A 23,761-nucleotide genomic window follows, 5' to 3' on the forward strand; every position below is an offset into this window, starting at 1 on the left:
TCATCCCTCCTCTGTCCGAACGGAAACCGAGCCCAGCCCGGCCACCCGGGCTTCGACGTGCGTTCCGGCTTTCAAGGCCACCGCCGCAGTCGCCGCGCCCGCTAGGAGCACCGATCCGTCGAGCAGCTGGTGCCCGTACGCGGCGGCCATTCGTTGCGCGGCCGGGAGCGCCCGCAGCGGGTCGCCGAGGATGTCCGCGGTCGATCCGGTCGCCACGATCTCGCCGTCGATGAGCAGGTCGACGGCCAGCGCGTCCACCTGCTCGATCCGGGACCACGGCCCGATCACGAAGGCCGATGCCGAGGTGTTGTCGGCGACGACGTCGGCCAGGCTGAAGCGGAAGTCCCGGTACCGGCTGTCGATGATCTCCAGCGCGGGCGCGACGGCGACCAGTTCGGCGTCCGGTCCGAGCCGGAACGCGACCTCGGGTTCGACTCGCGGATGCACGCCGCGGCCGACGTCGAACGTCCCGCCGTCCTCGATCCGCATGCGGTCGGTCAGCGAGCCGATGATGACGTCGGAGACGCCCATCTGCTCGGCTTTCGCCTTGCTGGTGAAGCCCAGTTTCACCCCCGCCAGCCGCTCCCCTCGCCGCTCTCGCAGGGCGATTCCGGCGTGCTGCACGGCGTAGGCGGTCTCCAGGCTCATCGGCCCGTCGCTGGTCAGCTGCGGGATGGCCTGTCCGGTAGCGGTCGCCCGGTCGAGCAGCGCCGCGCGCTCTTCGATGGTCATAGCTGCACGCACACATTCGTCGGCTCGGTGTAGAAGTGCATCGAGTGCAGGCCGCCCTCCCGGCCGATGCCGGAAAGCCCGACCCCGCCGAACGGCGACCGCAGATCGCGCAGGTACCAGGTGTTGACCCAGGCCATCCCGACCCGCATCTGCTGCGCGACGCGGTGGCCCCGCTCCAGGTCAGTCGTCCATACCGCGGCGGCGAGCCCGTAGTCGGTGTCGTTCGCCAGCCGGACGGCCTCGTCCTCGGTGTCGAACGGGATCAGCGCCGCGACCGGCCCGAAGACCTCCTCGCGCACGACGCGCGCCGAATTGTCCAGCCCGGTCCACAGCGTCGGCTCGATCCACGAACCGCCCGCGAGGTCCGGTCCGAGGTCCGGAACCGAACCGCCGGTCAGCACCGTCGCGCCCTCGGCCACCGCAAGGTCCACATAGGACTGGACCTTCTTCCGGTGCTGCTGGGAGATCAGCGGACCGGTCGTGGTGGCCGGATAGTCCGGACGGCCGAGACGCAACGCCGCCGCGCGCTCGGCGAGCCCGTTCGCGACCTCGTCGAAGACGGACCGCTCGACGTAGACCCGCTCGGTGCACAGGCACACCTGCCCGGTGTTCAGGAAAACCGACCGGGCGAGCCCGTCGAGGGTCTTCTCCAAGTCGCAGTCCTCGAACACCACGGCCGCGTTCTTTCCGCCCAGCTCAAAGGAAACCGGCCGCACGGAAGGAGCGACCGCGCGCATGATCGCCGAGCCGGTCCCGGATTCCCCGGTGAACGTCACGCCGTCGATGCCGCGGTGCGTGGTGAGGTACTCCCCGGCGGAGTCCGGCCCGAAGCCGTGCACGACGTTATACACCCCAGCCGGCGCGCCCGCCTCCGCGATCACCTCGGCGAGCAGGGTGGCGGTCGACGGCGTCTCTTCCGACGGTTTGACCACCACCGCGTTGCCGCAGGCCAGCGCGGGCGCGACCTTCCAGGTCAACAGCAGCAGCGGCAGGTTCCACGGCACGATCACCGCGACCACGCCGAGCGGTTTGGGCACCGCGTAGTTCAGCGCCTTGCGGCCGTTCGGCAGGTCGGTCAGGAAGGAGTCGAGACCGGCGGACGCGATCGTGTCGGCGAAGGAACGGAAGTTGGCCGCCGCCCGCGCGACGTCGAGGTCGCGGGCCAGGTGCTCCGGTTTGCCGGTGTCGCGGACCTCGGCGGCGACGAAATCCTCGAACCGCGCCTCGATCCGGTCGGCGATCCGGCGCAGCAGGGCGGTGCGCTCGGCGACCGGCGCGCGTCCCCACGGGCCCTCCTGCGCGGCTCGCGCGGCCGAGACCGCGGCGTCGACCACCTCCGGCCCGGCCTCGTGGACGTGCGCGACGAGCGACCCGTCGACCGGGTCGATCTTCTCGAAGGTGCGCCGCCCGGCGACCCGGGTCCCGCCGACGACGTTGAGGAGTTCCGCAGCCATGAACCTGACCGTAGGGACGCCAGGAATGCCTGGCCAATGCTCTTTGCCGCCGCTCCCATAGCCGCCCGGGCATGCCTCAGTCATGCCTCTCCCGGCATAGCTTTCGCCCGAATGAGCATTGGCCAGGCATGACGGCGGCGGCGAAAGATGGACCCCGTGACGGACGTCGATCAGGACTACAGCGCGCAAGCCACGGTGACCGAAGCCGAGTTCGACGCCGTGATGGCCCGCTACCGCTCCGCCTCCGAAGCCGCCGTCGCCGGTCTGGACGGCCACCCTGACCTGGCTTTCGACCCGCTCAGCGACGAGCGGCTGGACGTCTGGGGCATCTCGCCCGGACAGCTGCGCCCCGTCGTCCTCGCCATCCACGGCGGCTACTGGCGGATGCTCTCGCGCCACGACACCGCGTTCATGGCGAAAGCGCTGGCCGACGCCGGAATCGCCACCGTCGTGCCCGACTACACGCTCACCCCCGCGGCGCCCCTGGAAGAGATCGTGCGCCAGGTCCGCGCCGCAGTAGCCTGGGTGCACCGCCACGGCACCGAGCACAGCCTCGACCCGGACCGCATCCACGTCGTCGGCAGCTCGGCCGGCGGCCACCTGACCGCGATGACCGCCGTCGGCGGATGGCAGCACGCGGCCGGAGTGCCCGAGGACGTGGTCAAAGGCGCGATGACGATCAGCGGCCTCTTCGACCTCCGTCCGCTGGTCGGCTCGTTCGCCAACGCCTGGCTGAACCTCGACGCCCCGCGCGCGGCAGCCCTCAGCCCGCTCCTGGCCCCGCCGGGCACCGCACCCCTGCACGTGGCGGTCGCCGAACACGAAGCCGCCGGATTTCACCGCCAGAGCAAGGAATTCCACGCCCACTGGCCCGCCGCCCGCGCGTGGACCCTCGTGCCCGGACGGAACCACTTCGACGTATTCCTCGACCTGGCCGACCCCCGTTCCACGCTCGGCCAAGCCCTCATCCGGCTCGTCCGCCCATGACGCCGGAACCCGGCCCGGACAGTAATGTCGCCGGAATGGACCTGCCCCGCCTGCTCGACGGCCGTCTCAAGCTCAGGCACCTCGTGCTGGTGGACACCCTCACCGAACAGGGCAGCGTCGTCGGCGCGGCCGCCGCGCTGCACGTCACGCAGCCGGTCGTCACGCGCGGGCTGCACGACCTCGAAGCCATCCTCGGCGTCCCGCTCTACGAACGCGGCCCGCGCGGGATCACGCCGACCGAGTTCGGGACCGCGTTCACCGAACACGCGCGTGCCGTCCTCGCCCAGCTGACCCACGCCGCCCGGCACGTGGTGGAGATCGCCGACGCGACGCGCGGCCGGGTCGTCGCGGGCATCCACCTCGCGGGCTCGAACCTGTTGCTGCCCCGGGCCATCGCGCATCTGAAGGAGGACCACCCGCTGGTCACGGTGGTCGTCCGGGAGGGAACGCCGGAGTCGTTGCTCGTGGAGCTGACCGCGGGCCGGGTGGACGTGATCGTCGGCCGGCTCAGCGGTCCCGGCACCGAAGGCACCCAGCGGAGCGCGCTGTATCAGGAGTCGATCCGCGTCGTCGCCGGCGCGCACCATCCGCTCGCCGCGCGCGAGGCCGTCTCACTGGAGGACCTCGCCGAGTTCCCGTGGATCGTGCCCGGCACCGAGACGATGCTGCGCCAGGAGCTGGAGAGCCTGTTCGCCCAGCACGGCCTCGACCTGCCCGCCAACCGCGTCGAAGCGACGTCGTTCCTCACCGTCCGGCAGCTGCTCACCGAAACCGCGATGGTCGCCGCGCTCCCCGGCCTCCTCGGCATGGACGACCCGCGGCTGGTCACCCTGCCGACGCCGCTGGAGAACATCGGGCACAGCGTCGGCCTGACGCTCGCCGCCGGACGCAGGCTGAACCCGGCCACTCAAGCGCTGATCGCATCCCTGCGCACCGTTGCCGGGCAGATCGAAGACGCCTGACCTTGTCTGTCGTTTTCTTGACGACCGACGGCGAAACGTGATACCTCATTGCGTCTGCGGAGGGAGCGTTTCATGGGTTACCGCTTGTCCACCGTCGATCCGGCCCGCACCGCGCTGGTCGTCATCGACATGCAGCACGATTTCCTCGCCCCGGGCGCCCCGCTGGAATCCCCGGACGGCCGCGCCATGGTCCCCGCCCTCAACGACACCATCCGGTTCTGCCGCGACGCGGGCATCGCCGTGTTCTTCACCGCGCACGTGCACCGCCCGGACGGCTCCGACATGGGCCGGTTCGCCGACCTGTACCCGCCGATCGCGTCCGGCCAAGCGCTCATCGAGGGCACGCCCGGCGCGGCTCTGTACTCCGAAGTGGACCGTCGCCCGGACGAACCGCTGATCCCCAAACACCGCTACAGCGCCTTCTACGGCACCGATTTCGAAATGCAGCTGCGCGGACGCGGCGTGGACACCCTGATCGCCACCGGAGTCACCACCGAGGACTGCGTCCACGCCACCATCCGCGACGCGATGTTCCGCGACTTCCGCACCGCGGTCCTTTCCGACGCGTGCGCCACCTACGACCACCCCGACCTGGGCCACGGCGCGATGTCCGCCGCCGAGGTGCATGCGGCGACGCTGGTCGTGCTCGCTCAGTCCACTGCGGACGTGCTGACCAGCGCCGAATTCACCACACTAGCCACGAAAAACTGACCCCACCCGCGGAGTCGCGTCGGCGTTTGGAGGGCGACGTGACCGCCCCCAGGCGGTCGCGTTGCCCTCCAGACGCCGACCTCACGGCGACTCCGCGCGCGACGGCGAAGCCGGCGCCAAACAGTCGTGCGAGTGAATCCACTCGAGCGTCTCGCCAATCCGCCCGAGCGCGACATCCCGCGCGTCGGCCGCCGGACCGTCCGGGAGATGCAACAGGGCGTTCGCCACCCACGAACTCCGTTGCACCGCCCGGGTTCGCGGCCGGCGCAGTTTCTCGTACCGGGCGAGCGCGGGCTCGAGAGCGTCCCGCGCCAGGCACTCGGCGAGCGTCGCCGCGTCCTCGATCGTCTGGTTGGCCCCTTGCCCGTGGTGCGGCAGCATCGCGTGCGCGGCGTCGCCGAGGAGCACGACCCCGCCGCGATGCCAGCGGTTGAGCGGATGCTGGCCGAACAACGCCCACCGCTGAAGCAATGTCGTCGCCCCCACCATCTCGCGCACCGCCGGATGCCAGCCCGCGAACGCCGCGTCGATCCGCTCGCGGGAGATGTCCTCGGTCCACGAGTCGCTTTCCCAGACGTCCGGTTCGTCGAGCACCGCGAGGAAGTTCACCACCGACCCGTCGCCGATCGCGTAGTGCAGCAGATGCCCGCCCGGCCCCATCCAGAACTGGATCGCGCCCGGGTCCGGCAAGGACGGCAACTTCTCCACCGGCACCAGCCCGCGAAAGCCGCTCGACCCCGAGTACCGCGCGAGCGGCGAGTCGTCCACCCACCCGCGAACCGTCGAATGCACCCCGTCCGCGCCAACCACCACATCGGCGGTTTCGCTGGTGCCGTCAGCGAAGTCAAGCCGGTATCCGTCGCCGTCCGCCGCCAGCCCGGTCACCTGCCGTCCAAGATGGACATTTCCGCACGCGCCGGCCAGGATCCGCTGCAAATCCGCCCGATGCACCCCGAAATACGGTCCGCCGAACCGTTCCTCGTACGCCGCCCCGATCGGATACGCGACGACCCGGTGCCCGCCTCTCCAATGCCGGTAAACCAGCTCCGTCGGCACCGCCGAACACGCGGCTAGCTCGTCCCGCAACCCGAGCCGCGTCAGCACCCGGGACCCGTTGGCGGACAACGCGACCGCCGCCCCGATCTCCCGCAGCTCGGCCGACCGCTCGTACACCTCCGCCCCGATCCCGCGCTCCCGCAACGCGAGCGCGAGCGTCAGCCCGCCGATCCCGCCGCCGACGATCGCCACCGAGAGTCCCACCAGCGCCTCCTCGCCTTGTACCGATCGGTACATTCCTGGACGGTACGACGTACCGATCGGTACAGTCAAGGGGTGGACCCCGGAACCGGCCGCCGTGCCGAACTGCTCGAGCAAGCCGTGGCGTACCTCGCGACGCACGGCATCGCCGACCTGTCGCTCGCGCCGATGGGCGAAGCGCTGGGGACGAGCAAGCGGATGCTGCTGTACTACTTCGGCAGCCGGGAAAACCTGATCACCGAAGCGATCGCCGCCAGCCGCCCGGACGTCAGCGAACTCTTCCGCTCGGTGCACGACGAGGAATCCCTGACCGCCGCTTCGCACGCACTGTGGCAGGCGATCACCCGGGGCCGCCAGCAGCGGCCGATCCACATCCTGTTCCAGGTGCTGGCCCTAGCCCCGACGCAGCCGGAGCGGTATCTGGAGGTCGCTCGGGAGACAGTCACCGCGATGATGGACCCGCTGGTGCCGGTGTACCGGAAACTCGGCTACGACGAACCCGAGGCGGCCGCCCGGGCGAGCTTGCTGATCTCGGGGTTGCGGGGGTTGTGTTTGGACCGGATCGTGACTGGGGACGAGGAGAGGATCGAGGCCGCGGCTCGGGCGTTGATCGCTACCGCGGTGGCGCCGCCCCGCTGACAGAACGGCGTCCTAGCCCTCCAACACCCCCGGCAACTCAGCCACCGACCCCAGCACATGCGTCGCCCCATGTGCCCGCAATGTCGCCTCATCATGCGCCCCAGTCAGCACCCCAGCCGCCACCGAGGCGCCAGCCCTTCGGCCGGTCAGCATGTCGAACCCGGTGTCCCCCGCCACCGCCACCGCGCGCACGTCCGTAATTCCCAACCGCAGCACTGCCGTCAGCACCATGTCCGGGAACGGCCGTCCGCGCCCGCCCGCGTCGGCTGGGCACACTACGAGATCCGCCAGATCCGTCCACCCCAGCCGACGCAGCAGGGCATCGCGCGTGACAGCTGAAAACCCCGTGCTCAGGCACACCCGACGACCCTGAGCGCGCAACTTGTCAATGGCCTCCTCCGCCCCAGGAAGCGGCTCAGCAACCTCAATCGCCCGGGAAGCGAACGCGGTCTCGAACACCTGGTTCGCCTTCTCCGCCACGCCCTCCTCAGGAAACAGCGCCCGGAAGACCTCGATCTTCGACTGCCCCATCGTGTCGCGGACGTAGGCGTCAACGTCCTCCCTCTCCGGCGAATCCGCAGACACCCCGACCGATTCAAGGGCCGCCGAGAACGCGGACTCGACAGCGCCGTCGTCGCGGACTGTCGTGCCTGCCATGTCGAGGACGACCAGCTCCACACCTCGCGTCATCGGGCGTTCTCCACTTCCCGGCCGGTCACCGCGTGCACCGCGCTGATCAGGGCCATCGTTTCGATGTCGGCGGCGCTGCAACCGCGCGAAAGGTCGTGCAGCGGGGCTGCCACGCCTTGCAGGATCGGCCCTAGCGCGGTCGCTCCGCCGAGGCGTTCGGCGATCTTGTAGGCGATGTTTCCTGCGTCTAGATTGGGGAATACCAGGACGTTCGCTCGGCCGGCGACGCTTGAGCGCGGGGCCTTCGCGAGCCCGACGGCGTCGACCACGGCGGCGTCGAATTGCAGTTCGCCGTCCACATCCACGCCGGGCAACCGTTCCCGGACCAGAGAAGTCGCCTGGCGTACCTTCTCCACCGCCGAATGCTTGGCGCTGCCTTGGGTGCTGAAGGAAAGCATCGCCACGACCGGCTCGGTTCCGGTGAGTGCGCGGTGTGTCGAGGCCGCGCCGACGGCGATGTCGGCCAAGGCGTCCGCGTCTGGTTCGGGGACTACGGCGCAGTCGGCGAAGGTCAGCGATCGGCCGTCTTGCAGCAGCATCAGGAAACAACTGCTGAGGGTCCGCACGCCGGGCGCGAGGCCGACGATGCGCAGGCCAGCCCGGAGGACATCGGACGTCGGCCGGGTCGCGCCGGCGAGGCACGCGTCTACCCGGCCGAGTGCGAGAAGTGCGGCGGAGAGGGCGATCGGGTCGTTGCGGACCGTCTCTACCCGGTCCGGGAATGCCGAGGCCAAGCGGGCGAGGACGGCGTCGTCGGCGGCGAGGGCGGCGGTGTCCAGCGAAGGCACCGAGACACCCAACTCTGCCGCGGCAGCAGCGATTTCCGCAGAGGGGCCTACTAGGACCGGTTCGATCTCGCCGCGTTCGGCCAGTCGCGCGGCCGCGGTGACGGCGCGCGGGTCGGCTCCGTCGGCGAGCGCGACGCGCGGGCGGGCGTCGCCGACTCGCTCGCGCCAGGTCTCGGCCAGCGGGGACATGGTCATCTCGCAAACTCCCTCGCGGACGGCAGTGCTCCCCCGTGAGGATGGCGACGCCTGGCCCCAAGGGACAGAGCCAGAACAGTCCCCGTTGACGGGTCCAGATGCCCGCACGACTGGACCTGTCGACCGAGCGGTTTCTGGCACTTTCGCGGTGGCCAGTCCTCCCGCACTCTCGGTCGGACCACACACGGCAGATGGGAGCAGGGCGATGAAGATCGGTGTGCCTCGCGAGGTCAAGAACCACGAATACCGGGTGGCGGCGACGCCCGCCGGCGTCCACGAGTTCACCTCGGCCGGCCACGAGGTCTTCGTGGAACGCGGCGCGGGCGAGGGCTCGTCCATCCGCGACGACGACTACGCGGCCGCCGGCGCGAAGCTGCTCGACCACGCGGACGACGTCTGGGGCACCGCGGACATGGTGCTGAAGGTCAAGGAGCCGGTCGCCGAGGAGTACCACCGGCTGCGCTCGGACCAGCTGCTGTTCACCTACCTGCACCTCGCCGCGAGCGAGCCCTGCACGAAAGCCCTCCTCGACGCGGGCACGACCTCCGTCGCCTACGAGACGGTCCAGCTGCCGAACGGCTCCCTTCCGCTGCTGTTCCCGATGAGCGAGGTCGCCGGGCGGCTGGCCCCGCAGGTCGGCGCGCAGACGCTGATGCGCGTCAACGGCGGGCGCGGCGTGCTGATCGGCGGCGTGTCGGGAGTGCCGCCGGCCCGCGTGGTCGTGCTGGGCGCGGGCGTCGCCGGGATGAACGCGGTCGCCGTCGCGGCCGGGACCTGGGGCGACGTCGTGCTGTTCGACAAGAACGTCGACAAGCTCCGCGCCGCCGACCGGATGTATCAGGGCCGCATCCAGACCGCCGCCGCGAACTCGTACGCGATCGAGCAGGCGGTACTGGAGGCCGACCTGGTGATCGGCGCGGTGCTCGTCCCGGGCGCGAAGGCCCCGAGCCTGGTGTCCAACGAGACGGTCTCGCGGATGAAGCCGGGCAGCGTGCTGGTGGACATCTCGATCGACCAGGGCGGCTGCTTCGAGGACTCCCGGCCGACGACGCACGCCGAGCCGACCTTCCGGGTCCACGAATCGGTGTTCTACTGCGTGGCCAACATGCCGGGCGCGGTCCCGCACACCTCCACGCACGCGCTCACCAACGTCACGCTCCCGTACGCGCTGGAGATCGCGAACAAGGGCCTCCGGACCGCCGTCCAGGACACGCCGGAGCTGCGCGGGGGCGTCAACACGGTGGCCGGCGCGCTGACCTACGAGCCGGTCGCCCGGGCGCACGGCCTGGCCGTCACCGACGTCGCCGACGCGCTGGCCTGAGCGGCCCGGCGTGGCGCGGGGTGGGAAAACCGGCCACTGCGAGTTACGTTTCAGCCCACCCCGCTGCACGCCGGCCACCTGGAGAGCGCACTTGCCACGCACGTTGATCGAGATCGACCGCTCGTCGGACGAACCGCTGTACCGCCAGGTCCGGCGGGCGATCGAGCACGGGATCGCCATCGGCACGTTCGACCCGGCGCGCCGGCTGCCCAGCTCCCGGGAGCTGGCCGTCGAGCTGGGCGTCTCCCGGAACACGATCAACCTCGCCTACCAGGAGCTGGTCGCCGAGGGCTACGTGGAAAGCCGCGAGCGCAGCGGATTGTTCGTCAACGGCGAGATGCGCCCGCACTGCGCGGTGGAGGAACGGGACACCGAATCGCGCATCGACTGGACGCGCCGGGTCCGCCGGTTCCCGGACGCCGGCGTCGCCCACATCGAGAAACGCACCGACTGGGCGAGCTATCCGTACCCGTTCCTCGCCGGGCAGGTCGACATCACCGCGTTCCCGGCCCGCTCCTGGACGCGCTGCCTGCGCGACGCGCTCTACCGGCCGCACGTCTTCCACAGCCTGCAGGACAGCGTCGGCTCGGACGACCCGATGCTGGTCGAGATGGTGTGCCGGCAGCTGCTCACCACCCGCGGCATCGAGGCCGACCCGGAGGAAGTGCTGATCACCGTCGGCTCGCAGCAGGGCCTCGACCTGCTCGGCCGGGTGCTGCTGGGCCCGGACCAGGTCGTGGCCATCGAAAACCCCGGCTACCTCGACGCCCGGCACATCTTCCTCCGCACCGGCGCGCACGTGACCGGCATCGACGTCGACTCCCGCGGCCTGCAACCGCCCGAATCGCTCGACGGCGTCGACCTCCTTTATCTCACCCCGAGCCACCAGCACCCCACCAACGCGACGCTCAGCATCGGCCGACGCCGTCAACTGCTCGCCCAGGCCGCCGCGTCCGGCACGGTGGTCGTCGAGGACGACTACGACAGCGAATTCCGCTACCAGGGCAGCCCCACTCCGGCGTTGAAGGCGCTCGACAACACCGGTGACGCCGTCTACCTCGGCACTTTCTCCAAATTCCTCTCCCCTGGCCTGCGCCTCGGGTATCTGGTCGGGCCGCGCGAGCTGGTGCGCGCACTCCGCGAGGCGCGGCGGTACGTCCTACGCCACCCGCCCGGCCAGCTGCAGCGAGCGCTGGCGCTGCTGATAGAGAGCGGCGAGTACCACCGATCGCTCCGCCGCTACCGCACGAAACTGATGCGCAAGTGGACCGCGACCTGCGCCGCGGTCACCGAGTACCTGCCGTGGCAGCAGGGCCCGTACCCGCCCGGCGGCGTCAGCCTGTGGATGACCGGACCGTCCGAACTGGACTGCCGGGTCCTGGTGGAGCGGGCGGAGGAGCTGGGCATCCTCATCGAACCCGGCGACATCTTCTTCCTCGGCGACGACCCGCCGCGCAACCACTTCCGCATCGGCTTCTCCGCGACCCCGCCGTCCGCGATCGACCCGGGCATCCGGCTGCTCGGCGACCTCTGCCGGGAGCTGCTCGACAGCTGACCGGACCTGTACTGGACCTGTACTGGACCCATGCGCGCGTCGCTTTCTGGACCTGTTCGCGGGCCAGCTCCCCCGGCACTGTCTTGGGGGCAGGACACGTGGACAAGGAGGTCCCATCGTGGGCGAACCCGCTGTATCCGCTCGTCCGGCCCCCGACCTGGTGGTGCTCGGGGGCACGGTGCTGACCCTGGACCGAGGCGGGACGCGGGCGTCCGCGCTCGCCGCCCGCGACGGCGCGATCACCGCGATCGGCGGCGACCGGGAGATCGCGGCTCTCGCCGGTCCCGAAACGACGGTGCTCGACCTCGCCGGGCGCACCGTCGTGCCGGGTTTCGTGGAGTCGCACAACCATCCGTCGTTCTTCGGCATGGCGCTGGCCGCCCCGGTCGACGCCGGCAGTCCGCCCAACGACCGGATCAGCGACATCGCCGATCGCGTCCGGCAGGCGGCGCGCGATTTCGGGCCCGGCGAATGGATCAAGGGTTTCCGTTACGACGACACGCTTCTCGCCGACAACCGGCATCCGACCCGGCACGACCTGGACGCGGTCTCGCCGCGCAACCCGGTCCTGCTCACGCACGTGACCGGCCACTTCTCCGTGGCGAACTCCGCCGCGCTGCGGGCCGTCGGGATCACCGCGGCCACTCCCGACCCGCCCGGCGGCGTCATCGCCCGCGACGAACGCGGCGAACCGACCGGCCTTCTGATCGAGACGGCGGCGTTCCTAGTCAACTCCGCGATGCCTTCGCAGGGTCCCGACGAACTCGCCCACGCACTCCAGCTGGCCGACGCCGAGTATCTGCGCAACGGCGTCACTTCGGTACACGACACCGGAATCGGGCTCATCGGCGGCGACCAGGAACTCGCCGCGTACCGGCAGCTGACCCGCTCCGGCAAGCTGCGCACCCGCATCCACGGCTACCTCTTCCACACCCTCCTGCCCGGCCTCGCCGAGGGCACCCCGGAGCCGCCCGATCCGTCCAATCCGGACGGTTTCACCATGAACGGCATCAAGATCGTCGCCGACGGCTCGATCCAAGGCCGCACCGGCTGCCTGGCCGAGGGCTACACCTGCGCCCCCGACGAACACGGCATGATGCTGCTCGAACCAGGCGAGCTGGCCCGCCGCATCGCCGCGCTCGACGCCGCGGGCTGGCAGGTCGCCGTGCACGGCAACGGCGACGCGGCGATCGACGCCATCATCGACGGTTACGCCCGGCTCGGCGCACCCGAGGGCACCGGCCGCCGCCACCGCATCGAACACTGCCAGACCGCTCGCGAGGACCAGCTCGACCGGATGGCCGCGCACGACGTCGCCGCGTCGTTCTTCATCAAGCACGTCTACTACTGGGGCGACCGGCACCGCGATGTCTTCCTCGGCCCGGAACGAGCACGCCGGATCAGCCCGCTCGCGTCGGCACGCTCCCGCGGAATCCACTTCGGACTCCACTCGGACACTCCGGTCACGCCCGTGCCGCCATTGGAAGGCATCTGGTGCGCGGTCGCCCGGCAAACGAGCAGCGGACAACTCCTCGGGCCCGAGCAAGCGATCGACGTCGAAGCCGCCTTGCGCGGGTACACGATCGACGCCGCTTATCTGGCTGGCGAGGAAACCGTCAAGGGCAGCCTGGAAGTCGGCAAGCTCGCCGACCTGATCGTGCTGTCCGAGGATCCGACCACAGTGGACCCGAGCCGGATCAGGGACCTGACCGTCGATGCCACGGTGATCGGCGGACAGCTGGTCTGGCAACGCGATCCCGTCGCGACGGGAGGCGTCCGATGATCCGGAGCTGGCCGAGCCTGTGCATCGGGCTCGGCGTCCCCGCGGTGGCGATCCTCGGCGGCATCCCGCTGGTCGCGGGCTCGTCCGCGACCGTCGCCGGGTTCCCGCTGGTGTTCTTCTGGATGTTCCTCTGCTTCCCGCTCACCACCCTGTGCCTGTGGATCAGCTGGCGGTTCTTCGACCGCAAGCACTACCCCGCCGACACCCCGGCCGCGAAGGAGGACCGGCAATGCTGATTCTCATCGTCGCGGTCGTGATGGGATTCTCGATCCTGCTGGCGCTGTGGGCTGGCCGGTCGTCCCGCAGCGGCGGGATCTCCGAATTCCTGGTCGGCGGCCGCTCGTTCCCGCCGTGGCTGCTGTACTTCCTGGCCGTCGGCGAGGTCTACAGCATCGGCACGATGATCGGCTTCCCGAGCGGGATCTACGCGCACGGCGCGAGTTACGGGATCTGGTTCCTGGGCTACATCCTGCTCGCCTACGCGCTGGGCTACTTCCTCGCCCCGCTGGTCTGGCGGGCGGCGCGCAAGCACGACGCGATGACCGTGCCGGACGTCTTCGGCCGCCACTACGGCAGCCGGACGCTCGAACTCATCACGTGCGTGACCATGCTGATCGCGCTCGTGCCGTGGGGCCAGTACCAGTTCATCGGCCTGCAGGTGGTGCTGAGCAATCTGGGGCTGACGCTGACCCCGGTGCAGTGCGTCCTGCTGGCCGGGATCATCGCGTTCGCCTACATCGCCGTGTCCGGCATCCGCTCCCCCGCGTTCGTGTCGATCCTCAAGGACGTGTTCATGCTGCTGGGGGTCGTGCTCGTCGGCCTCGCCGCAGTGCTGGCCGCCGGCGGAACCTCCGGGGTGACCGGGCCGGAGGCGCTGGCCAGGGCGCAGACCACGATGGGCGGCCAGGACCTGTGGTTCGCGATGACCACGATCCTGTTCCAGAGTGTGGTGTTCTACCTCGGTTTCGGCGGCGCGTACGTGTTCCCGGCCCGCTCGGAGCGGGCGGTGAAGAGTTCGACGGTGTGGATGCCGCTGTACATGCTGATCTACCCGTTCCTCGTCTTCGCCGCCTACTACGGGCTGAAGCAGCACCCCGGGCTGAAGAACCCGAACACGGTGTTCATGGTGACCGCGAAAGGCCTTCTGCCGGAACCGGTTCTGGGCCTCGTGGCCGCTGGCGCCGCGTTGTCCGGGGTGCTGGTGCTGTCCGCGACCGCGCTGGCGATCGGCGGGATGGTCAGCCGGAACCTGGCCCCGAACGTCCGCCCCGCGGCACAGCGGCGCTGGACGGTCGTGGCGGTGGCGGCGTTCCTGGTGCTCGCCGCCGTGCTCACGCTGACCGCCTCGACGCTCATGCTCACCGTGCTGAACCTGACCTACAACCTGCTGGCCCAGGTCGTGCCAGGCTGGCTGGCGATCCTGTTCGCCCGGCGGGTGCGCACCGCCGCGATCGCGACCGGCATGGTGGTCGGCGTGGTGGCCGCGGTCGTCCTGTACGTCACCGGCGTGAAGCTCGGCGGCCTCAACCCTGGTCTGGTCTCGATGGGCCTGAACCTGGCGATCGTCTTCGGCTGGAGCCTGCTCGCGCCGGGCAAGCGCCGGTCGCCGATCGCCTTCGAGAGCGGAACGGAGGTGGCGGCGAGCCCGGCGGTGGCAGCTGCACGGTGATCGTGAGCGCTGGCGCCGGTTCTAACCGGCGTCAGCACTCACGAGCTGGTACCCGCGCTGGATAGCGATGTGGTCCGCGACGAACTTCGCGTCGTGCCACACCCCCAGATGAAGCTGGACCCGCGCCGCGCCAGCCACGGCAGTCCGAGGAAGTACACGCCCGGCTCCACGGACACACCCCGGCGGTGCTGCGGCCGCCCGTTCTCGTCGAAGGCGTCGACCTGCAGCCAGCTGTAGTCGACGGCAAACCCGGTCGCCCACACAATTGAAGTCACCCCGGCGGCGGCCAAATCCAGCTCCAGCACCGGATCGGTGACGCACGCCGGGTCCGGGCCCAGCTCGCGGGCGGACGGTTCCTCCGGCAGGTCGAGCCCGTTGCGCGCCACGTACGCGTCCGCTTCGTCAAGCAGGGCAAGGTAATTCTCGTCGCCCGCGGCGATGTTCTTCGCCAGGTCCGTCGCGAAGCTGAGCTTGCCGTTCTCGTACGCGCCGGTCATGCCGACCAGCGTGATGCCGAGTCCGGCCAGTGCCCGGAAGTCCACCGTGTGCCCGCCGCGCGCGCCGCTGACCGCGATGGTCACGTGTTCCGCGCCGGCCGGCGGCGTCTCGGCGTCCCATTTGCCCAGAACGCCCAGCCACCAGCAGAAATCGCGGTCGCGGTAGCTGCGCGGCGGACGGTCGTGCGGTCCGACCGACAGGTACACCTCGCGTCCGGACCGGCGCAGTTCCTCGGCGATCTGCACCCCGGACGACCCCGCGCCGACGACCAGCACCGCGCCCTCGGGCAGCTGCCCCGGATTCCGGTAGCCGCTCGAATGCAGCTGCACCGGCCCGGCGTCGGCGGGCACGATCGGCGGGATCACCGGGCGCTGGAAGGGGCCGGTCGCGGCGACGACGAACCGGGCGTCGATCGCGCCTTCGGAAGTCTCGACGCGGAATCCGGGCCTGCCCTCGTGCCGCCGCACGGACGTCACCTCGACCCCGGTGCGGACCGGCGCGGCGATTTTTTCCGCGTACGCCTCGAAATAGTCCGCAACCTGGTCCTTCGAGGCGAACGCGCCCGGCGCGATGCCGGGGAACTCCAGGCCGGGGAACCGGTCGTGCCACGCGGGGCCGTTCGCCACCAGCGAGTCCCACCGTTCGCTGCGCCAGCGTTCGGCGATCCGGTTCCGTTCCAGGACGAGATGCGGCACGCCGCACTCGCTCAGGTGCTCGCTCATCGCCAGGCCGGCCTGTCCCCCGCCCACGACGAGGGCCTCCACCTGTTCGCTCGACATCCCAGACCTCCGCTGTCGGACCCGGCGCGGTCCGCGCCGCCTCCTCCGGATCCTCACGGCCCGCGCTTCCCGTGTCCAACAGATGTTTCCGGCACACAAGATCTGTTTTCCCGATCCATGGGGCATCGGTAAAACAGATGCATTGGTCCAGAAACATCTACTGGACAGAACCTCGGCGGCGCGGTCAGGCTGAGGCGTCCGACGACCGCCGCAGGGAAGGCCACGCAGTGACTGTCCACCGTCGCATCCGCCCGTTCAACACGCGGGACACCTATCCCGAGCAGAACCTCGACAACGACCTGTGCCAGGCCGTCGTCGCCAACGGCACGGTCTACGTGCGCGGCCAGATCGGGCAGGACCTCGACACGAGCGAATCGGTCGGGATCGGCGACGTCGCCGCGCAGGCGGAGCAGGCGATGGCCAACATCAAGATGCTGCTCGAAGAAGCCGGCAGCCGGATGGAGCACCTGGTCAAGCTCACCATCTACCTGGTCGACCCGCGCTACCGCGAGGCCGTCTACCGCACCGTCGGACGCTGGACCAAGGGCGTGCACCCGATCTCGACCGGCGTGGTCGTGTCCGCGCTCGCCCGGCCGGAATGGCTGTGCGAGATCGACGCCATCGCGGTGATCCCGGAGGAGGAGAAGTGACCTTTTCGATCGTGGCCCGCGACGCCGGCCCAGGCGGCGCCGTCCGGTTCGGCATCGCGGCCAGCTCGTCCAGCCCGGCCGTCGTCGCCCGCGTCGCGCACCTGCGCCCCGGCCTCGGCGCGGCGGCCTCGCAGAACATCACCGACCCACGGCTCGGCGGACGCCTGCTGGACCAGCTCGCCGAGCACGGGGATCCGGAGAAAGCGCTCGCCGCCGTCACGTCCGCAGCGGAGCACATCGAGTACCGGCAGCTGACCGTGCTCGGCCGCACCGGGCCCGGTTTCGCTTACAGCGGCTCGAAAACCCTGGGCACGCACGCGTCGGCGACGGCGGACGGCGTGGTCGTGGCGGGCAACATGCTGGCCAGCGAGCACATTCCGCAGTCCATGGTGGACGCTTTCACCGCGTCGACCGGCGAACTGGAGCAGCGGCTTCTCGCGGCGATGCAAGCCGGGCTCGCGGCAGGCGGCGAGGAAGGACCGGTGCGGTCCGCCGGGCTCGTGGTCGTGTCCACTGCGGACTGGCCGGTCACGGACCTGCGCGTGGACTGGGCGGACGAGCCGATCGGCCGGCTCGCCGAACTCCTCGACGTCTGGCTCCCCCAGCGCGACGACTACGTCACCCGCGGCCTCAACCCCGCCGCCGCGCCGTCTTACGGCGTGCCGGGAGACGAGTGATGGCCACGCCCAAAGCGGCCTCCCGCGCCGTGATCGACCGGCATGCCGACGAGCTGATCCAGCTGTCCGAGCGGTTGCATGCCGACCCGGAAACCGCGTGGGAGGAACATCGCGCCGCCGCCGCAGTGCCGGAGCCGCTCGACCGGGCCGGATTCGCTGTCACGGCGAAATACCTCGGCCTGGACACCGCGTTCCACGCCAGCTTCGGCTCCGGTCCCACGCGGATCGCGCTGTGCGCCGAGTACGACGCGCTCCCCGGCCTCGGTCACGCCTGCGGGCACAACCTCATCGCGGCCAGTTCCATCGGCGCCGCGCTGGGCCTTGCCGCGGTCGCTGACGAGATCGGCGTGACCGTCGAGGTCTACGGCACCCCGGCCGAGGAGGGCGGCGGCGGGAAGATCGAGCTGCTGGAACGCGGCGCCTTCGCTGGCGTGGACCTCGCGATGATGGTGCATCCGGCACCGGTGGACGTCGCGGAGGCCCGGCCGTTCGCGGTCAGCCACTCGAAGATCTCCTACACCGGCAAGTCCGCGCACGCGGCCGCCTATCCCGAAGCCGGGGTCAACGCCGCCGACGCGTTCACCGTCGCCCAGGTCGCGATCGGCCTGCTGCGGCAACAGCTTCCGGCCTCGGCGCGGGTGCACGGGATCGTGACCCACGCCGGGGACGCGCCCAACGCGATCCCCGAACACGCGTCCGGCCGGTGGTACGTGCGGGCCGAAACGCTGGCCGAACTGTCCACACTGGAGCCTCGCGTAATGCGGGCCTTCGAGGCGGGTGCGCTGGCGACCGGCTGCGAGCTGACCGTCGAACCGGAAAGCAAGCCGTACGCCGAATTCCGCGCCGACGAAACCGCTTTGGCCGCCTATCGCGCCAACGCTCTCGAACTCGGCCGCGAATTCGCCCCGGACGGCACGGCGTCCCGGATGAACCGCGCGTCCACCGACATGGGCAACGTCTCGCAGGTCGTGCCCGCCATCCATCCGTACATCGGCATCGGATCGCTGCCCGCGATCAACCACCAGCGCGAATTCGCCGCGCACTGCGTCGGCGGCACCGCGGAACGAGCCCTGCTCGACGGCGCGATCGCGCTGGCGTGGACCGGCGTCGACCGAACCTCCTAGTCACCGGGAAGGACACCGATGTCCAGCACCCGCTCCGAGCACGACATGCTCGGCGAGATCAGCGTGCCCAGCCACGTCTACTACGGCGCGCACACTGCCCGCGCGCTGGTCAATTTCCCCATCACGGGCGAAACCCTCGCCGACCGGCCGCATCTGGTCACCGCGCTGGCCACCGTCAAGGAAGCCGCCGCGCGAGCCAACGCCGAAGTCGGGGCCCTCGATCCCGGACCGGCGAAGGCGATCGAGCAGGCGTGCGCCGAGATCCGCGACGGCCGTCTGCGCGACCAGTTCGTCGTCGACCTGATCCAAGGCGGAGCCGGGACCTCGACGAACATGAACGCCAACGAGGTCATCGCCAACCGCGCCCTGGAACTGCTCGGCCATGCCCGCGGCGACTACGCGCGGCTGCATCCGCTCGACCACGTCAACCTCGGCCAGAGCACCAACGACGTCTACCCCACCGCGGTCAAACTCGCGCTCGACCGCCATCTCGCCGAACTGCTCGCGGCGCTCGCCGGGCTGCGGGAAGCGTTCGCGGACAAGGCGATCGAGTTCGCCGACGTCCTCAAAATGGGCCGCACCCAGCTGCAGGACGCCGTCCCGATGACGCTGGGCCAGGAGTTCGGCGCGTTCGCCGCGACGCTCGGCGAGGACGAACAACGGCTCGCCGAAGCCCGGTTGCTGCTGCACGAACTGAACCTCGGCGGCACCGCGATCGGCACCGGCCTCAACGCGCGCCCCGGGTACCGGGAGAGAGCCGTCGCGCACCTGCGCGAGCTGACCGGCATCGCCACCCTCGTCTCGGCTCCCGACCTCATCGAGGCGACCCAGGACGTCGGCGTGTTCGTGCAGCTGTCCGGCGTGCTGAAACGCGTGGCGGTCAAACTGTCCAAGATCTGCAACGATCTCCGGTTGCTCTCGTCCGGGCCGCAGGCCGGGTTCGGCGAGATCGCGCTGCCCGCGCGGCAGGCCGGGTCGTCGATCATGCCGGGCAAGGTCAACCCGGTCATCCCGGAAGCGGTCAACCAGATCGCCTTCGAGATCATCGGGCACGACGTCACGATCACGCTCGCCGCCGAGGGCGGGCAGTTGCAGCTCAACGCTTTCGAGCCGATCATCGCGCGGGCCCTGACCGCTGGCCTCGACCACCTCACCGCCGGTGCCCACGTGCTGGCCGACCAGTGCGTCCGGGGCATCACCGCCAAGAGAGAACACCTCGCCGATCTCGTCGCCACGTCGACCGGCCTGGTCACCGCGCTGAGCCCGGCGCTCGGCTACGAAACCGCGTGCACGCTCGCTTTGGAGGCGCACCAAACCGGCCGTCCGGCGCTGGAACTGGTGCGGGAACGCCGGTTGCTGACCGACGAGCAGGTCGGCCTGCTGACCACCCCGCAGGCACTCACCGGCGAGCCGTAAACGCTGTGTTTCGCGGCCGTCAGCCTCTCGTGTCGGCCCTGCTCAGCGCCTCCGCATAGATCGAACCGATGCATTGCTTTGCTTATTACTGCTTGTTAGATGCCGTGAGCCGCTCTTAGCGTCCTCCCGGAGAACCGGTCCAAGGAGGCCACTATGACCGCACCCGACGCCGCACCCGCCAGCGATCTCGCCGGCCAGGCCGCCGATCCCGCCACGCTGCGCCGCAGCGTCGCCGCCGGCGCGGTCGGCGTGTTCGTGCACTGGTTCGACTGGGCCGCTTACGCCTATCTCGCGAGCACCATCGCGTCCGTGTTCTTCCCGGCCGGCGACTCCACCGCCGGGCTGCTCGCGGTGTTCGGCGTCTTCGCGGTGTCGTTCGGGATCCGGCCGATCGGCGCGCTGATCTTCGGTCCGCTCGGCGACCGCATCGGCCGCAAGCGCACGCTGTCGGTGGTCATCTTCGTGATGTCCGGCGCGACGCTGGTGATCGGCCTCCTGCCGGGCTACTCGACGATCGGCATCGCGGCCCCCATCCTGCTGGTGCTCCTGCGGCTGCTGCAGGGCCTCGCGGCGGGCGGCGAATTCGGCAGCGCGGCGAGCTTCCTCGCCGAGTACGCACCCCGGCGGCGGCGCGGATTCGGCGTCAGCTGGATGGAGGTCGGTTCGCTGCTGGGCTTCCTCGCCGGTTCGTTCGTGTTCCTGCTGCTGTCGGTCGGCCTGACGCACGCGCAGCTGACGTCGTGGGGCTGGCGCGTCCCGTTCCTGATCGCGGCCCCGCTCGGCGTCATCGGGTTCGTCATCCGCAGCAAGATCGAGGACACTCCCGAGTACCGCGCGCTCGAAGCGACCGACAACGTGCCGCGCAGCCCGGTCCGGGAACTGTTCCGCAACAACAAGAAGCAGCTGCTCCAGGCCGCTGGCCTGATGACGATGATGCACGTGCCGTTCTACGCCGTCCTCACCTATCTGGTCACCTACGAGACCGACTACCTCGGCCACTCGTCCGGCAGCGCGGCGGCACTGTCCACAGTGATCTCGCTCGTCGGGCTCTTCCTCGTGCCGTTCTTCGGCCGGCTTTCCGACCGCGTCGGCAGGCGGCCGGTCCTGATCGGCGCGGGCATCGCGCTGTTCGTCCTCGCCACCCCGGCGTACCTGCTGATGCGCACCGGCTTGGTCGGCACCTGGATCGGCAGCCTCGTCCTCGGCGCGATCCTGGCCGCGATCCTCGGCACCTACGCCGTGTGGTCCGCGGAGATCTTCCCGACCCGCACCCGCCAAAGCGGCCTCTCGATCGCGTACAACCTCACCGCCGCGCTGTTCGCCGGCACCGTGCCGTACGTGATGACCGTGCTGATTTCCGCCACCGGCAGCACTCTCGTGCCCGGACCGTACCTGATGGTCGCGGCCGCGGTCGGCCTCGTCGCCGCGTTCTCGATGCGCGAGACCGCCGGAACCCCGTTGCTGCACAAGGAAGACCTGGAGAACCCCGAAGCCTGACCCTCCCCTCGATTCACCAAAGGCGGTGAAGCGTGTCCGAACCCCAGTTCGTCAACAGCGAATCCGGAAACCTGCGCCGGAATCTGCGCCGGATCGACTCGATCTTCCTCGCGATCGCGGCCATCATCTCGGTGGACACGATCGGCCAGATCGCCACCTCGGGAGCGGAGGCGGTCACCTGGACCGCCGTGCTCCTGGTGCTGTTCCTGTTCCCGTACGGGCTGGTCATGGCCGAACTGGGCAGCGCCTTCCCGGCGGAGGGCGGCCCGTTCGTCTGGCTGCGGCTCGCCTTCGGGAAGCTGCCCGCCGCGCTCGGCACGCTGCTGTACTGGATCACCAACCCGGTGTGGCTGGGCGGATCGATCACCTTCCTCGCCGCCGCGACCTGGCAGCAGTACCTCGTTCCGGCGGCGCCCGGCGGGTTCGCGGACTACGCGTTCAAGCTCGTCTTCATCTGGCTGGCGATCCTCGGCGCGGTGGTGAGCCTGCGGTACGGCAAGTGGTTCATCGCCGCCGGGGCGCTGCTGAAGGTCGGGCTGGTGGCGCTTTTCGCGGTCACCGTGGCGATCTACGCGGCCCGCAACGGCGTCCAAGGCTCGCTGAACTTCTCCCCGACGATCGGCGGTTTCCTCGCTGTCGTCCCGGTTTTGATGTTCGCGCTCGTCGGCTTCGAGGCCCCCAACGGTGCCGCTGAGGAAATGCACAACCCGCGGCGAGATGTCCCGGTCACTGTTGGCGTTTCCGGTCTCGTGTCGGCTTTGTGCTACCTGGTCCCGGTCGTCGGCATCGTGCTGGTGGTGCCGTCCGACAAGATCGACGGCCTCGGCGGTTTCCTCGACGCGGTGCGCCAGGTGTTCTCCGTGTACGGCGGCGCGTCTCCCGCGATGCTGACGCTCGCCGCCGTCGTGTTCGTCTTCGTCCTGCTGAACCAGGGCTGCTCGTGGATGATCGCGTCCGACCGCATCCAGGCGATGGCCGCCGTCGACGGCGCGTTCCCGCGCTGGTTCGGCGCGTTCCATCCGAAGCTGAACACGCCGCTGCGGGTCAACCTGCTCTCCGGCGTGGTCGCGACCGCGTTCACGGTGGTGGCGACGATCGTCCAGAGCAGTTCGGCGTCCGCGGTGTTCGCGGTGGTGCTCAACATCGCGGTGAGCACGCTGCTGCTGTCGTATCTGCTGATCTTCCCGACGATCCTGGTGCTGCGCCGCAAGTACCCGTCGGCCGACCGCCCGTTCCGCGTGCCCGGCGGGCGGATCGGGCTGTGGGCGAGCACGGTGCTGATCTACCTGTGGATCCTGCTGGGCGCGTGGCAGACGATCGTGCCCGGGGTGCTCGACCAGGCGCTCGGCGTGCCTTACGACTTCCAGGGCACCTGGGGCGTTTCAAGGCTGACCTTCGAGCTGTTCACCGCGGGAACGCTGGCGGTGCTGATCGGGTTCGGGCTCGTCGGATACCTCGTCGCCCGCCGCCGGCCCGCACCGGTCGCGGAGCCCGCCCCGGCCTAGACCTTCCGCCCCACCACGCCCGCGACGCACCGGGCCGCGTCGCTCAGCGGCTTCAGCCGAGGGCCGTCCTGCCACCATTCGTCCGCGACCGACAGGCCCGGTCCGTCGGTGCGGCTCGGCGGCAGCAGTTCCAGGCCCGGCAGCATCGCCTCGATCTCCGCGCGGGTGCGGAACCGGCCCGCGCCCAGCGGCCCGGACACCAGGATCTCCTCGATCCGCTTGGCGACCGCGGTCAGCTCCGGCACCTCGGGGTCGTAGAAATGCGCCAGCGCGACATACGAACCGGGTGCGAGGGCGTCGATGTACTCGCGCATCACCTCGACCGCGCCGTCGCCCTCGTAGTGGTGCATCGTGCCGATGTGCAGCAGCGCGACCGGCTCCGAGAAGTCGATGTACTCGCGCACCGTTTCGTGCTGCAGCACGGCTTGCGGCTCGAAGATGTCGGCCTCGACCATGTGCGTGAAGTCGTTGTCCTCCAGCAGCGCGCGCCCGTGCGCGAGGACTACCGGGTCGTTGTCGACGTACACCACGTGCGCGTCGCGGTGGTAGCGCTGCACGATCTGGTGGGTGTTCTCGGCGGTCGGCAGGCCGGAACCGCAGTCGAGGAACTGCCGGATCTCGGTCTGGCTCGCGAGCATCCGCAGCACGCGGTTGTGGAAGCCGCGGTTGCCGCGCGCGATGTGCACCGCCTCCGGGACCGCCGTGCTGATCTTGTCCATCACCGCGCGGTCGACCTCGTAGTGGTGGCTCCCGCCGAGGAACCCGTCGTAGATCCGCGCGATGCTCGGGCGGTTCGGATCCACCCCGACCGGCACCTGGCTGGGCGACAGCGGGGACGACGGGCCGGTCATGGACACCTCGCGGGGCAATCG

At 70.2% G+C, this 23,761-nt stretch carries 22 protein-coding genes; 15 read left to right on the plus strand and 7 right to left on the minus strand.

All coding sequences use genetic code 11. The features are described from left to right. Both RPX00_RS38720 and RPX00_RS38725 read right to left on the minus strand, forming a co-directional pair. Positions 1 to 732, minus strand: a complete 732-nt coding sequence (locus tag RPX00_RS38720) for a 2-keto-4-pentenoate hydratase (protein ID WP_406632999.1) — start codon at positions 730 to 732, stop codon at positions 1 to 3. Next, complete coding sequence (locus tag RPX00_RS38725) at positions 729 to 2,186, minus strand: 2-hydroxymuconic semialdehyde dehydrogenase (RefSeq protein WP_406633001.1); 1,458 nt, start codon at positions 2,184 to 2,186, stop codon at positions 729 to 731. Before RPX00_RS38725 ends, RPX00_RS38720 begins: the two co-directional genes overlap by 4 nt. Positions 2,187 to 2,342: 156 nt before the next feature. Between RPX00_RS38725 and RPX00_RS38730 the strand changes: the two genes are divergently transcribed. The 3 genes from RPX00_RS38730 (at position 2,343) to RPX00_RS38740 (ending at position 4,846) form a co-directional block, all read left to right on the plus strand. Beyond that, positions 2,343 to 3,173: an alpha/beta hydrolase gene (locus RPX00_RS38730; protein WP_406633003.1), complete on the plus strand. Its 831-nt coding sequence runs from the start codon at positions 2,343 to 2,345 to the stop codon at positions 3,171 to 3,173. A 35-nt stretch (positions 3,174 to 3,208) separates the two neighbouring features. Beyond that, positions 3,209 to 4,135 carry a LysR substrate-binding domain-containing protein gene (locus RPX00_RS38735; protein ID WP_406633005.1) on the plus strand — a complete coding sequence of 309 codons (927 nt, stop codon included), beginning with the start codon at positions 3,209 to 3,211 and terminating at the stop codon, positions 4,133 to 4,135. A 72-nt stretch (positions 4,136 to 4,207) separates the two neighbouring features. Beyond that, positions 4,208 to 4,846, plus strand: a complete 639-nt coding sequence (locus tag RPX00_RS38740) for a cysteine hydrolase family protein (protein WP_406633007.1) — start codon at positions 4,208 to 4,210, stop codon at positions 4,844 to 4,846. A gap of 81 nt (positions 4,847 to 4,927) precedes the next feature. Here the strand turns inward: RPX00_RS38740 and RPX00_RS38745 are convergent, their stop codons facing one another. After that, positions 4,928 to 6,139 (minus strand): FAD-dependent monooxygenase, encoded by a 1,212-nt coding sequence (locus RPX00_RS38745; RefSeq protein WP_406633009.1) that lies wholly within the window; start codon positions 6,137 to 6,139, stop codon positions 4,928 to 4,930. A 39-nt stretch (positions 6,140 to 6,178) separates the two neighbouring features. Between RPX00_RS38745 and RPX00_RS38750 the strand changes: the two genes are divergently transcribed. Continuing rightward, the gene (locus RPX00_RS38750) at positions 6,179 to 6,742 is read left to right on the plus strand and encodes a TetR/AcrR family transcriptional regulator (protein ID WP_406633010.1); all 564 of its coding nucleotides are present in this window, start codon (positions 6,179 to 6,181) and stop codon (positions 6,740 to 6,742) included. A 12-nt stretch (positions 6,743 to 6,754) separates the two neighbouring features. Here RPX00_RS38750 and RPX00_RS38755 read toward each other — a convergent pair whose 3' ends face one another. Beyond that, positions 6,755 to 7,432, minus strand: a complete 678-nt coding sequence (locus RPX00_RS38755) for a phosphonatase-like hydrolase (RefSeq protein WP_406633012.1) — start codon at positions 7,430 to 7,432, stop codon at positions 6,755 to 6,757. Further along, positions 7,429 to 8,415: a phosphotransacetylase gene (locus tag RPX00_RS38760; protein WP_406633015.1), complete on the minus strand. Its 987-nt coding sequence runs from the start codon at positions 8,413 to 8,415 to the stop codon at positions 7,429 to 7,431. The genes RPX00_RS38755 and RPX00_RS38760 overlap by 4 nt, the downstream gene beginning before the upstream one ends. 205 nt (positions 8,416 to 8,620) lie before the next feature. Between RPX00_RS38760 and ald the strand changes: the two genes are divergently transcribed. The 5 genes from ald (at position 8,621) to RPX00_RS38785 (ending at position 14,743) form a co-directional block, all read left to right on the plus strand. Beyond that, on the plus strand, positions 8,621 to 9,736 hold the full coding sequence (gene ald, locus RPX00_RS38765; RefSeq protein ID WP_406633017.1) for an alanine dehydrogenase: 1,116 nt from the start codon (positions 8,621 to 8,623) through the stop codon (positions 9,734 to 9,736). Between the two features lie 91 nt (positions 9,737 to 9,827). Continuing rightward, entirely contained in the window at positions 9,828 to 11,291 is a 1,464-nt protein-coding gene (locus RPX00_RS38770; protein ID WP_406633019.1) for a PLP-dependent aminotransferase family protein, read from the plus strand. Positions 11,292 to 11,409: 118 nt separating this feature from the next. Beyond that, on the plus strand, positions 11,410 to 13,074 hold the full coding sequence (locus RPX00_RS38775; RefSeq protein WP_406633021.1) for an amidohydrolase: 1,665 nt from the start codon (positions 11,410 to 11,412) through the stop codon (positions 13,072 to 13,074). After that, positions 13,071 to 13,310 carry a DUF3311 domain-containing protein gene (locus RPX00_RS38780; protein ID WP_406633023.1) on the plus strand — a complete coding sequence of 80 codons (240 nt, stop codon included), beginning with the start codon at positions 13,071 to 13,073 and terminating at the stop codon, positions 13,308 to 13,310. The genes RPX00_RS38775 and RPX00_RS38780 overlap by 4 nt, the downstream gene beginning before the upstream one ends. After that, positions 13,304 to 14,743: a sodium:solute symporter gene (locus RPX00_RS38785; RefSeq protein ID WP_406633025.1), complete on the plus strand. Its 1,440-nt coding sequence runs from the start codon at positions 13,304 to 13,306 to the stop codon at positions 14,741 to 14,743. The genes RPX00_RS38780 and RPX00_RS38785 overlap by 7 nt, the downstream gene beginning before the upstream one ends. A gap of 38 nt (positions 14,744 to 14,781) precedes the next feature. Here the strand turns inward: RPX00_RS38785 and RPX00_RS38790 are convergent, their stop codons facing one another. Continuing rightward, positions 14,782 to 16,020 carry a flavin-containing monooxygenase gene (locus tag RPX00_RS38790; protein ID WP_406633027.1) on the minus strand — a complete coding sequence of 413 codons (1,239 nt, stop codon included), beginning with the start codon at positions 16,018 to 16,020 and terminating at the stop codon, positions 14,782 to 14,784. Between the two features lie 227 nt (positions 16,021 to 16,247). On the opposite strand from RPX00_RS38790, the gene RPX00_RS38795 reads away from it, so the two are divergent. The 6 genes from RPX00_RS38795 to RPX00_RS38820 all read left to right on the plus strand — a co-directional run bounded on the left by RPX00_RS38795 (position 16,248) and on the right by RPX00_RS38820 (position 22,889). Next, on the plus strand, positions 16,248 to 16,670 hold the full coding sequence (locus RPX00_RS38795) for a RidA family protein (protein WP_037805786.1): 423 nt from the start codon (positions 16,248 to 16,250) through the stop codon (positions 16,668 to 16,670). Beyond that, a complete protein-coding gene (locus tag RPX00_RS38800) occupies positions 16,667 to 17,347 on the plus strand; it encodes a DUF1028 domain-containing protein (protein ID WP_406633028.1) in 681 nt (226 codons plus the stop codon). Before RPX00_RS38795 ends, RPX00_RS38800 begins: the two co-directional genes overlap by 4 nt. Beyond that, a complete protein-coding gene (locus RPX00_RS38805; protein WP_406633030.1) occupies positions 17,347 to 18,471 on the plus strand; it encodes a M20 family metallopeptidase in 1,125 nt (374 codons plus the stop codon). The genes RPX00_RS38800 and RPX00_RS38805 overlap by 1 nt, the downstream gene beginning before the upstream one ends. A gap of 18 nt (positions 18,472 to 18,489) precedes the next feature. Next, complete coding sequence (locus tag RPX00_RS38810; protein ID WP_406633032.1) at positions 18,490 to 19,887, plus strand: aspartate ammonia-lyase; 1,398 nt, start codon at positions 18,490 to 18,492, stop codon at positions 19,885 to 19,887. Between the two features lie 153 nt (positions 19,888 to 20,040). Next, positions 20,041 to 21,384, plus strand: coding sequence for an MFS transporter (locus RPX00_RS38815; RefSeq protein WP_406633034.1), 1,344 nt, complete (start codon positions 20,041 to 20,043; stop codon positions 21,382 to 21,384). Positions 21,385 to 21,416: 32 nt separating this feature from the next. Then, positions 21,417 to 22,889 carry an APC family permease gene (locus RPX00_RS38820; RefSeq protein ID WP_406633035.1) on the plus strand — a complete coding sequence of 491 codons (1,473 nt, stop codon included), beginning with the start codon at positions 21,417 to 21,419 and terminating at the stop codon, positions 22,887 to 22,889. On the opposite strand, the gene RPX00_RS38825 is transcribed toward RPX00_RS38820, so the two are convergent. Beyond that, entirely contained in the window at positions 22,886 to 23,740 is an 855-nt protein-coding gene (locus RPX00_RS38825) for an SAM-dependent methyltransferase (RefSeq protein ID WP_406633037.1), read from the minus strand. The genes RPX00_RS38820 and RPX00_RS38825 overlap by 4 nt on opposite strands. Positions 23,741 to 23,761 lie beyond the last annotated feature (21 nt).

This window comes from Amycolatopsis sp. WGS_07 (assembly GCF_045278895.1).
Lineage (GTDB): Bacteria > Actinomycetota > Actinomycetes > Mycobacteriales > Pseudonocardiaceae > Amycolatopsis.